Genomic DNA, 10,534 nt, shown 5'->3' on the forward strand with positions numbered 1-10,534 from the left:
TCCGGCCGCCGGGTAGTCGGCTGTGCAGCCGGCCGTCTTGCAGGGCCGCTCTCCTCGCCTGTCGCTCCTGATGCCCTGCCCCCGTCACTCTTGATGCTCTGCGCCCCTCACTCCCGATCCGCTCCCGCACTCCCGCACTCCTAATGCTCTTCGTCCCGTCATTCCCGATGCTCTGCTCCCGTCACTCTTGATGCTCTTTCTCCCGCTACCTGATCCTTCAGCCGTTCCCGTTCCTCCTCAATCACCCCCGGATCGATCCGCTCGAAGAGCAGCCGCAGCTCTGTAATTTCGCGCCCTTCAGGCACGAGTTCAAGCTGCCAGACGGGAGCACCAAGCGCCAGGAAGCGGCGGATTTGGGCGCAGGCGAACGGAATGAACGGCTCCAGCAGGTTAGCGAAATTGGCGATAATCTGGACACAGTCGTACAGAATGGCGCCGCAGGCCACCCGGTCTTCCTTCAGCACAGCCCACGGCCGCTGCTCATCAAAAAAGGCGTTGGCCTCTCTCACCATGGCAAAAATGCCCTCAAGCGCCCGCTTGAAATGGCCGCCTTCAATTAATGCTCCCGCCTCCGTATATAGCCGCTCCAGGCGAAGCTTCCATTCGCCTCCGAGCTTCCCCGCCGGCACACGCCCTTCGAACGATTTATTCAGAAACGCGAGCGTGCGGTTAACGAAATTGCCGAATGCGCCCAGCAGCTCGCCGTTATGGCTGTAAATGAATTCCCGCCAGGAGAAATCCGTATCCCGCTTCTCCGGCCCGTTCGCCAGCAGGAAATAGCGGATGGAGTCCGGGTCATACCGGCTCAGCAGATCGGGCACCCACACGGCCCAGTTCCGGCTCGTGGAGAACTTCTGCCCTTCCAGCGTCAAGTACTCGCAGGATATGATTCGGTCGGGCAGATGGTAGCCCCCTCCGGAGCCTAACAGAAGCGCTGGCCAGATCAGCGTGTGAAACGGGATATTGTCTTTCCCGTGGACATAGTAAGCGGTGATCGGTTCGCCCCCGTCCTGCCAGAAGGCCTCCCAGCTCCCGCCCTTCTCCGCGGCCCATTGCCGGCTTGCCGACAAATACCCAATGACGGCATCCAGCCACACATAAATTTTCTTGTCCCGGAATCCCGGGACCGGAACATCCACACCCCAATCCAAATCCCGCGTCGCCGCCCGGTCCTGCAAGCCTTCCTTCAAATAACGGGAAGTCAGCTTGACCGCATTGTCTCCCCAGCTCCCGGAGCGCCCTGCTGAATAGGCCTCCAGATCCTGCTGCAACGAGGACAACGCCAGATACAAATGCTCCGCCAGCCGCTCCACCGGGGGATTCCCGCAAATTTTGCAGGTCCGGTCCAGCAAATCAGCGGGGTCGAGCAGCGCCGAGCAAGCATCGCATTGATCGCCTCGGGCACGGCTTCCGCAGAAGGGACAGATGCCCTCCACATAACGGTCGGGCAGAAACCTGCGGTCGGTCTCACAGTAGGTCTGCGTGACCGTCTTCCTGTACAGCCTGCCTTCCTTATGCAGGCCGAGGAACAGCTCCTGCACGACCTGGTGATGGAACGCCTGATCGGTCCGGGTGTACAGGTCGTAGGTGAATCCCAGCCGGTCGAAGCAATCCGCAAACTCCCGGTGATAGCGGCCCGCGATTTCCTTTGGGGCTACCCCCTCCTTCATTGCCTGGACGGCGACCGGTGTGCCGTGGCAATCGCTGCCGGACACGTACAGCACCTCCTCGCCTTTGGCCCGGTAATAGCGCGCAAGCGCGTCGCCGGGCAGCACGCTGGCCAGCCGCCCGAGATGCAGCGAGCCGTTGGCATACGGCCAGGCGCCTCCGATGAATATTTTGCCCATGTTCATTCATCCTTCCCGTGTATGATTCCCTGGCTACACCAAAGCTAAATCCCCCGGCCAAGCGGCGGGACTTGCTTAGAAGCGAATTCCGGCACTGTGCGAACTCCCCGAACGCAAAAAAGCCCTCATCCCACAAAGGGACGAGAGCTTAAGCTCACGCGGTACCACCCAATTTCATTTCCGCCTTGCGGCGGTCACCTCTTCAGGTACGGCGAAAATGATCGCTTATACCCTAGCACGTTAACGGGTGCGGGTTCCGGCGCAGCCTACGGCCCTTGAAAAGGCTTCGGTGCGCAGCTCAGAGACCATGTTCCCAAGACTCTTCTTCTCCCCTTCTCAGCTCCCGGGGCTCTCTGTCGGAAGATATCCGCTTGGTACTCTTTCTCTTCAAAGCTTTTGGCATATGTCAGGTTACGGGCATTATACGTCCATCTTTTCATCTGCGCAACCTCTTACATCACGCCTCTTGAATCAGGCTGCCGTGAATCACGCCGATCACGCCGCCTTTACTGGATTCGCCTTTTCCGGCGGTCCCCCCGGACCGTGCCTCACACGCATGAGAATCAACAACTCCAGCTCAGGCCTGTGCTCCGAACCAACGAATATGGCCGTTACTTGATCTTTTCTCCCTTGCCATGCAGAATTTTCAGTTCTCCGTTTTCATAGCCGACCGAATAATTCATGCGGTAGGACTGGTACACGGTGCCTGTGTCCTTCCGCTCTTCGGCTGTAATGTCGACAGTGACCTGAGCGCCATCCTCCAGCTTGTTCAGAGACAAGGTTCCCAGCGTGATGTAACCCGTCTTCAGATAACCGCTGCGGAAATCCTCGTAGCTGATCTTGCCCTGCCACTCGCTGCCCAGCAGCGAATAGGCGGAGACATAATCGCCCGTGTTCAGACTCTGGTAAAAATAAGCCACAATATCCCGCTCATCCGAGTACCCGTCCCCGCCGTCATCGTCCTCGCCGTCAGCGCTCACATCTGGCAGCTTGGACATCGGCTGGGCGGACCATTCCCGCGCCTGGGCGAGAATGCTTGTAATCGGGATGCTGAAGCCGATCCCCGACTCTTCCGTAGCGGCGGCGGAGTTGATGCCGAGCACCTCGCCCGTCTCCGCGTTGACCAGCGGTCCCCCGCTGTTGCCGTGGGTAATCGGAGCCGAAATCTGGTATAGGTTGCTGTAGGTGTAAGGATCAATATCGAAGCTCCGGTTCAGGCCGCTGATGATTCCCGTCGTCACCGTGTTCTCCAGTCCAAGCGGACTGCCGAGCGCCAAAATCTCGTCGCCGACCTCCGCTTTATGGTCTTCGGCCAGCGGCAGCGGCTCCAGTTCCTTAAGCTCCGGAACCCGGACAACCGCCACATCCGTCTCCGTTCCGATGCCGATGACCTGGCCCTTGTATTCTTTATGATTCAGCGTCCGAACAGTCACCTCCCGGGAGCCGGACACGACATGGGCGTTGGTGAGCAGGTCGCCCTGCTTGTTGTAGAGGAAGCCCGAGCCCAGTCCATCCCCGCTCTCAATCGTGACCACCCGTTTCTGGCTGTCTTCAATGATCGCCTTGCGCGTCTTTGGGACCGCGGCGTTCGCAGTCCCCTTGGCATTCTGCGCAGAAGTCTTGGCTGCGGCCAGCAGCGGCTGTCCGTCCAGGCTGGTCTCGGCGGATTGTTGGATCAGATAGGCGCCTCCCATACCCGATCCCAGAATAATCAGGCATGCGGCTGCGCTGATCCATGTTCCCTTGCTCATCTCTCATGCCCTCCCTATTCCAGATACCAGGTGGCATTCGCGACCGATACCGTGGCCTGCTCATACACCCCGTAGTAATATGTGGAGAAGCTGCCCGATTCCCCCGGCTCCAGCCGGAACGGCGAGACATCGGCGTAAGTTTCTCCCAGGTACGCGCCCGAGCTGTCGTAAATGGAGAGATTAACGCTGATCGAATAGATCGCCCGGGTCGCCTTATTGGTGGCCGTTCCGCTGATCATCAGATCGCCATATTCATCCAGAACCGCCTGAAGACCCGCAACGTCGACAGCGGCAGTCCGGTTCTTCATATCCTCTTCCGCCGCCTGCTGCTGGGCAATCTGAATACGCTTCGCCTCGGCCTGCTCGAACTCGCGCTTGGCTTCCCCGATCTGCTTCCGGTAAGCGGTCAGCTTCTCATTGTCCGCATCATAGGAGAGTCCCGTGTCGACCTCCCCCAGCGCTCCTGCGAAGTCCTTCTTACGCAGCTTCTGCTCGGCTTCCGAATAGCTGATTGAGGCGATTTTGCCGATAATCTGTTTCTTCACCGCAGCCGCTTCCGTTCCGGACAGCCCATTCAGCGAATCCAGCTTCGCCGCCAGCGCGTCGACGGTGCTCAGCTTGTCCAGCTCGCTCTTGATTTTGAGCACGGTCAGCATCACCTGATCTGACGCCAGCTCCTTCTTGAGCGGCGCGAAGAGCGGCTCCTCCCGCTTGCCGATCAGCCCCTCTATCGCATTCAGTTCCTTCTCGCCTTCGCTCAGCTTCTTCGCCTTAAGAAGCCCGGCGGCGCTGTCCAGCCGGGTCTGAAGCTGGGCGGCCTTCGCCGCAAGCTCCCGATCCCGGGTCAGCGCGGCATAGCGCGGCCGGGCCTCCCCGGCGCGATCCAGGAGCGAGACGGCGGAGGCATACTTGCCTGCCAGCGCCTCACTCTTGGCCTGCTGCTGCAGCGCCAGCACCTCCCGGTTCACCGATTGCTCATGCTGATGCAGCATCATGAGCCCAAGGCTCGTACATCCCGCCAGCAGAAGCGGAATTACCCACTGAAATACCCGCCTGCCTCCGCGCTTCTTAACGGAAGCCTGCTCCCTTGGCAAGAGCGCGTCCGCCGTCTCCGGGCGAATGAGCGATGATCCCGGCTTCCGAACCGCTTCCGCTCCCGCAGCGACCTCCAGCACAGCCTGACGAACCTCCTCCGTCAGCAGCCTGGCGCCGCATTTCCCGCATACCTTCTGTTCCGGGGCACATTTCTCCCCGCACTGATGACAATACACCTTGCTCCCCCCAGAGTCTCTTGATGCTGCTACTCGAACTTGCAGCCGATTGTTTGGATGCCGACGGAAGACCCGGATCAGCCTTGCGATCCGGGTCCTCCGACATGTTATTTTTCACTATACCATATTGTGGGTCCCGTTGAGTCCGCCTGCCTGGAAAAAAACAGCTCAAACCAAGCCGTATTTCCCTTTCAGCCGCATATCAAGACGCTCTCTCAGCCCGGATAGCCAGTCAGGCTCATGCTCCCAGACCTCGGCGGCGGCTCTTCGCACACGGGCATACCTGTATAAATCGGCGAAACGCCGGCACAGCGGAAGAAGCTCCTCCATCCCGGGCGGAAGCTCGTGCACGCTGCGATACCCGTCAAGAAAGCGGTTCCTGCTTTCCTCATAAGCATCAGACGGCAGCTCGTCCCGCAGACTATCCAGCGCCTGCTCAATATCCATCGCGTACCAATGATACATGGCATCGTCAAAATCAATGGCAAAGCAAGATTGCGATTCGGCGTGATAGAACACATTGTCACATTCGAAATCATAGTGAATCAGTCCGTAAGACCGGCTCGTTGCGGGAACCGCTGCCAGGCGGGACCGCAAATCCGAAGCTTCCCGGACCGCGCCCGATTCATCCGGACAGGCGGACAGAACTTCCGTGATCCAATCCAGCACATCCAGATAGGTCCATCTTGCGGCCTGAACCGGCTCATACATAGAGGACAAGCGGTGAAGCTCGCCCATAGCCCGTCCATAGCTGAAGACAACCGGATCGCTTAGGTCCGTCTGGCTGAGCTGCACACCGGGGACATTTTTGAATACGGAGGCCCAATAAGTTCCCCAAGGCGTCTCCGTTCTCACCAGCTCCCTGCCTTCCAAATCCGGCGACGGCTCCAGCGCTCCATATCCGTTAGCACGCAAATATGCCAGAAACTCAAGCTCCGCCTTCATATTCGTCTCCAGCTTCTCTCCAACCGGCGCAAACCGCAGGAACCGCAGCTCCCCGCTGGACCTGAACGGATATACCGCATTGGACGAGATTCTGTACTGATTGAACAACTCCAGCGAATCCGGATCATATGCCCAGTTCTTAAGCAGCATTTCCGCCAGATCCCTGTTATTAAAAAGATACTTGTATTTCAACATGCACCGCGCCTCCATTAATCATTTCATTGGAATGGACCGGCGCCTTCTGCCTCACCGGCCCTTTTTAGTCTGCTGCCACCTTGAGTTTCATACTGATCTTAGCCCGGCTGTTCATGCCGCTCACTCCCTTCAATTACAAGCTACTCTAATTTTAATCGGTCCGGGTGCTGTTAGGAAGCAATTTCCTGAGAATATGTATGCGAAAAAGGGCTGATCTATCTGCGTTCGCAGGATCTTCCTTTCGCCGATTTGGCTGCGTTATCCCAGGGCACACTCGCTCTGTCTATATGCGGACATCAGGACGCTGCGTGTATCCGGAGATTTCACATCGTCATGGCGCCTCCGAACCTTGCCAGATATGCTTCCTTCTCCTTATAGTCGGGCATGACGCCGCCCACCCGTCTCCAGAACGAACGGTCGTGATTCATATGGAGCAGATGGCACAGCTCATGAACGATGACATAATCGATCACCTCCAGCGGAGCCATGGCCAGCAAATAGTTGAAGGTCAGCTTCTTGTCCGAGCTGCAGCTGCCCCATTTGGTGCGGGATTCGACGATTTCGACCGACTTCGGCTTCACCTTCAGCTGCTTCTGGTACGCGCCAATCCGTTCCCCGACAACCTTCCTGCAGCTGGCAAAATAAAACCGCTTCAGCCGTTCCCTCAGCTCCTCTTCCGTTCCTTCATCCGTACCGATCAGCTCGCGCAGGCTACATGACCTGCCCAGGTACAGGAACTTTCCCTCTTCGGTATATTCCTTGGCCTTGAACAAATCCTTGGCCTTCTCCAGCTGATCCAGCTTCTCCGCAATAAAGGAGGCATGCCGGCCGACAGCCTCCAGAATCGTCTCCTCTTCGGTATTCTTGGGCGCTTTCACCGTAATGAAGCCTGTGGAGTCGATATGAAGCAGAATCTTCTGCCCTTTGCCGTACTGGACGTGGAATTCGATGGTCCGGTTCCCCATGTTGATTTTCATAGTGTCCTCCTTCTCTAACCCCTGGGAATCCCCCATCGGCTTATCTGCATGTACATATCTGTGTTGAAAATGCGCTAAATTACATCTCGCGTTCGTACTTGACGCGGCAGAAGACACCGTATCCCACGACGAACAGATAAGAAGCCGTCAGCAGCAGAATCTCCGCCAGATCAGTACCCATTAACGCAAAAGCAAGCAGCAAAGCGCCGAACACATATATCATTACATCATAGGCTTTGGCCTTCGCCCGGTTCCCAACCGCAATGTTGCGTTCATCTTTCTCTGCAATCTCGATTTCCCTCTGCAGATCCGGCCGGTTCTTAAGCGACCGCTTACGCAGGATCTCCCCCATCCCGTGTCCAAACATGCCGCTGCCGATACCGACCAGCACATAGGGAAGCGCCTGCGCGGCATCCGGCAGCATATCGATCTTCACCATAACCAGCCCCAAGGCAAGCAGGATAATCCCAACAATAGCCGCTCCGAACGAATAAGCGCGTTTGCTCATCTCGATTCCTCCCCCTCGTAGATAAATATCTCTTCAATGCTCATGTCGAAATACTTGGCGATTTTGAAGGCAAGCAGGATGGACGGATTGTACCTTCCGTTCTCCAGAGACCCTATAGTCTGCCTGGACACTTCCAGCGCGGACGCCAGCTCCTCCTGCTTAATTCCTTTCTCTTTGCGAATTTGCTCCAGCCTGTTCTTCAAAAGCTCCCTCCTCACATGGAAAGTATCCTTTCCACGATTCCATCATACCACTTTCTCCCACGATGTAAAGCCCACTTTCCATTTTGTTCATCTAATTGTATTTTTATTAATGATATCGTATTATTATACAAAACAAGTGGCGGTGATTATCCTTGAATTATCGATTTATTGAAGAGTTATCTCTGAACAACTGGCCTTCCCTCTCAACCCTTTTATATGACAGCTGGGTGCTGCGTTTCGCGGACGGTTACACCAAACGGGCCAACTCCATCAATCCGATTCACCCTTCCACCCAGGATTTGAGCTCCAAAATCAAAGAGTGCGAAAGCCTCTACTTCTCGAACCGGCTGCCCGCCATTTACAAAATAACTCCCTTTGTCCACCCGGCTAATCTGGATGATATTCTGGCGGATCAAGGCTATTCCCTTGTTGATCACACAAGCGTCCGGACCTTGAATCTGGAGCATCTCCGCGAACCCGATGGGAACGCTTCGGTCCAAATTTATGAGCGCCCCACCGCCGAATGGCTGGAAGCTTTTTGCCGGATTAATAAGGTCCCTGACAAGTACATTAACGTGATGGAACGGATGTTAGGCAATATCCGGACGAGAACGGGATTCATATCGCTAAGTTGCGGGGAACAAGCTGTTGCCTGCGGTCTTGGGGTGCTTGAGAGAGGCTACATCGGGCTGTATGATATCGTGACGGATGCCAGCTTTCGAAATCGGGGCTTCGGCGAGCAGATGCTCCTGCATTTGCTGAAATGGGGAAAAGATAACGGAGCCGCGCACAGCTATCTGGCCGTGGTTCTGAACAATGCGCCGGCGCTGCGGCTCTACTCCAAAGTCGGGTTCTCCGAAGTTTATACATACTGGTATAGAGTCAAGGAGCTTCCGGGAACATTGGGCTGACGACGGGGATTCATAACTATACTAGAATTGCAGGTCTATGCTCTTCCATATTGTCTTTATCACTTTCTTCAAATCATAATCATAGATGTTAAGATAGCTCTTAGGCGTTATGTATTGTCTAATCGATGCTCTATTGATCGGATAGATGATGTCCCATTTGTCCACGTTTAAATTGGCATACATTAAATCGGTCCCGTACTCCGTATCTTTTTCAAAACGATCGACCTTGCCTATTAGTAAAAATCTATTCTCCACTTCAAACCTCCTAAGCTCGAAGTCTTGCTCAGACAAATAGTTGCTAGGGCTATCTCCAGATACCCTGACGGGAAGGTCCTCCGCTATATGCGGATTAATAGTTGCTTCAGCAATCCATCCAGTATCAACCACATATTTAGACTCTGTTACACAAATATATGTGCCGGTCTCTACATTTTGCTGTGCGTCTTCGAGCTTAACCGCAAACTTGATCGGAATGAAATTTAATAGAATTGGAGTGAGTACAACAAATAGCGTGAACACACCAAGCAATATTGCTATTCTCTTCAACGTCGGACTTCCCCCATTTTCTTCATCCTCAGCTTCACTACTTAAGCGAATTGCGGCAGAAAGCTTATCTCTCGACTTCAAAGTAGACCAGCTCATTTCTCTCATCGAAATAAAACTTGTCAACGTAATTAGAAAACTTCATCCAGTAAGAGGTAGGGCCAAAATTATTATCACCAATTACTTCTGCGCTCCAGTAGGCTTTGCTCACTTTTTCCAATCGGGGAAACCTGTTCAGTATTGGTTGTATCTCTGTTCGATTCTGACTGGAAGAATCTAATCCTATTAATCTTAATGACATCAAAAGCACGATGATTACACAAAGTATCGCAAGTGAAGCGAGTATAATCCTTCTTCTCATCCTCTTCCACCTCTAGGCTTCATCCAGCCAAATTTGTGGCATCAGCGATCTCTCTCATAAAAGAGTCGGACACCTCATATTCCCAATCTTGCGAATAACGACCTGGCTTTGGCAAAATTAATTTTTGGTTATTCAAAGTCGAACATTGAAGGGAAACCCATCAATCTTCACTTGCGCCTGCATCGCCCCTCCTTTTGCTGATCAATATAATGGCATCTTATCCAGACTATATTCAGGCAATTCCGGGTTCCCCCAAAAAAGAGATACTCTCCTTAACACGTTTACGATGATCCCCTCGTTATTTGCAACCGCAGGCGTATCATAGTCCTCATTCCAAATCCACTTACAATTATATTTCTGGCAGATCACTTCACCTATAAATGCACTAGCATTCATGATCAATTCCCATTCTACTAATCCGCTATATGTATTCTTATTCTCCAACAAAATATCTTCNAAAGAGGTTAGTCTCATTTTGTCCAGGTTATATTTATTCTCAAAATGATTGGCTCGCTCGGTTGGATTTCTCAGCAGTTGACTGCCTAATTCAACATCCGGAAGTAAGTCCGGTGTACTTTTCAGCTCCAGCCACCGATAACCGTACTGGGACAACAATCTTGTCATCTCACAAATCGCCAATCCCAGCGAGCTTTCATCGGTAAAGTATCACCATTCCTCCTGTCCTCTTGTAAAGTGGCTAAGGTATTTGACATCTGTTCTTTTCAGAGAAGTGCTTAATTCTACCCGAAGCGCATTCTGTTGGTGTGAGCTCTTAAAGAAAACAATATACTGTGTGACCTCTCCAGAAGGCCTACTGTAAACCCATCTCCCTCCCCCTCTGTTTTCAGTTGGATCGAGCGAAAAAGAGTTGTGTTTCAATTCTTCAGCAGCATATTTTTTCAACGCTGTACCTAAACGAATCACTGTTTCACCCCTATCAAGGTCGTTTTGATACATTAGACTAATTAAAATTCATTATAATTAACAAAGACAAAATCACTGTCATTCAGTTGCCTGTCTTC

Annotated in this window: 9 protein-coding genes and 1 other annotated feature; of the genes, 1 reads left to right on the forward strand and 8 read right to left on the reverse strand. The window is 53.7% G+C overall.

The features are described 5' to 3' along the window. Window positions 1-158: 158 nt before the first annotated feature. From metG to KIH86_RS25945, 7 genes are all read right to left on the reverse strand, one after another. Window positions 159-1,847, reverse strand: coding sequence for a methionine--tRNA ligase (gene metG, locus KIH86_RS25915; protein ID WP_223083415.1), 1,689 nt, complete (start codon window positions 1,845-1,847; stop codon window positions 159-161). Window positions 1,848-1,980: 133 nt separating this feature from the next. Next, window positions 1,981-2,247: a binding site (T-box leader), on the reverse strand. A gap of 211 nt (window positions 2,248-2,458) precedes the next feature. After that, window positions 2,459-3,598 carry a S1C family serine protease gene (locus KIH86_RS25920; RefSeq protein WP_223083414.1) on the reverse strand — a complete coding sequence of 380 codons (1,140 nt, stop codon included), beginning with the start codon at window positions 3,596-3,598 and terminating at the stop codon, window positions 2,459-2,461. A gap of 14 nt (window positions 3,599-3,612) precedes the next feature. Further along, window positions 3,613-4,869, reverse strand: coding sequence for an FxLYD domain-containing protein (locus KIH86_RS25925; protein ID WP_223083413.1), 1,257 nt, complete (start codon window positions 4,867-4,869; stop codon window positions 3,613-3,615). A gap of 168 nt (window positions 4,870-5,037) precedes the next feature. Next, window positions 5,038-6,009: a phosphotransferase enzyme family protein gene (locus tag KIH86_RS25930; RefSeq protein WP_223083412.1), complete on the reverse strand. Its 972-nt coding sequence runs from the start codon at window positions 6,007-6,009 to the stop codon at window positions 5,038-5,040. A 323-nt stretch (window positions 6,010-6,332) separates the two neighbouring features. Next, the gene (locus tag KIH86_RS25935) at window positions 6,333-6,986 is read right to left on the reverse strand and encodes a M48 family metallopeptidase (protein ID WP_223083411.1); all 654 of its coding nucleotides are present in this window, start codon (window positions 6,984-6,986) and stop codon (window positions 6,333-6,335) included. Window positions 6,987-7,065: 79 nt separating this feature from the next. After that, window positions 7,066-7,494, reverse strand: coding sequence for a hypothetical protein (locus KIH86_RS25940; RefSeq protein ID WP_223083410.1), 429 nt, complete (start codon window positions 7,492-7,494; stop codon window positions 7,066-7,068). Further along, complete coding sequence (locus tag KIH86_RS25945) at window positions 7,491-7,697, reverse strand: helix-turn-helix transcriptional regulator (protein ID WP_223083409.1); 207 nt, start codon at window positions 7,695-7,697, stop codon at window positions 7,491-7,493. The genes KIH86_RS25940 and KIH86_RS25945 overlap by 4 nt, the downstream gene beginning before the upstream one ends. A 152-nt stretch (window positions 7,698-7,849) precedes the next feature. Between KIH86_RS25945 and KIH86_RS25950 the strand changes: the two genes are divergently transcribed. Further along, complete coding sequence (locus KIH86_RS25950) at window positions 7,850-8,608, forward strand: GNAT family N-acetyltransferase (protein ID WP_223083408.1); 759 nt, start codon at window positions 7,850-7,852, stop codon at window positions 8,606-8,608. Window positions 8,609-8,629: 21 nt separating this feature from the next. On the opposite strand, the gene KIH86_RS25955 is transcribed toward KIH86_RS25950, so the two are convergent. Further along, window positions 8,630-9,259 carry a hypothetical protein gene (locus KIH86_RS25955; protein WP_223110749.1) on the reverse strand — a complete coding sequence of 210 codons (630 nt, stop codon included), beginning with the start codon at window positions 9,257-9,259 and terminating at the stop codon, window positions 8,630-8,632. Window positions 9,260-10,534: the final 1,275 nt, after the last annotated feature.

This window comes from Paenibacillus sinensis, from assembly GCF_019904155.1.
Taxonomy (GTDB): Bacteria; Bacillota; Bacilli; order Paenibacillales; family Paenibacillaceae; genus Paenibacillus_AQ; species Paenibacillus_AQ sinensis.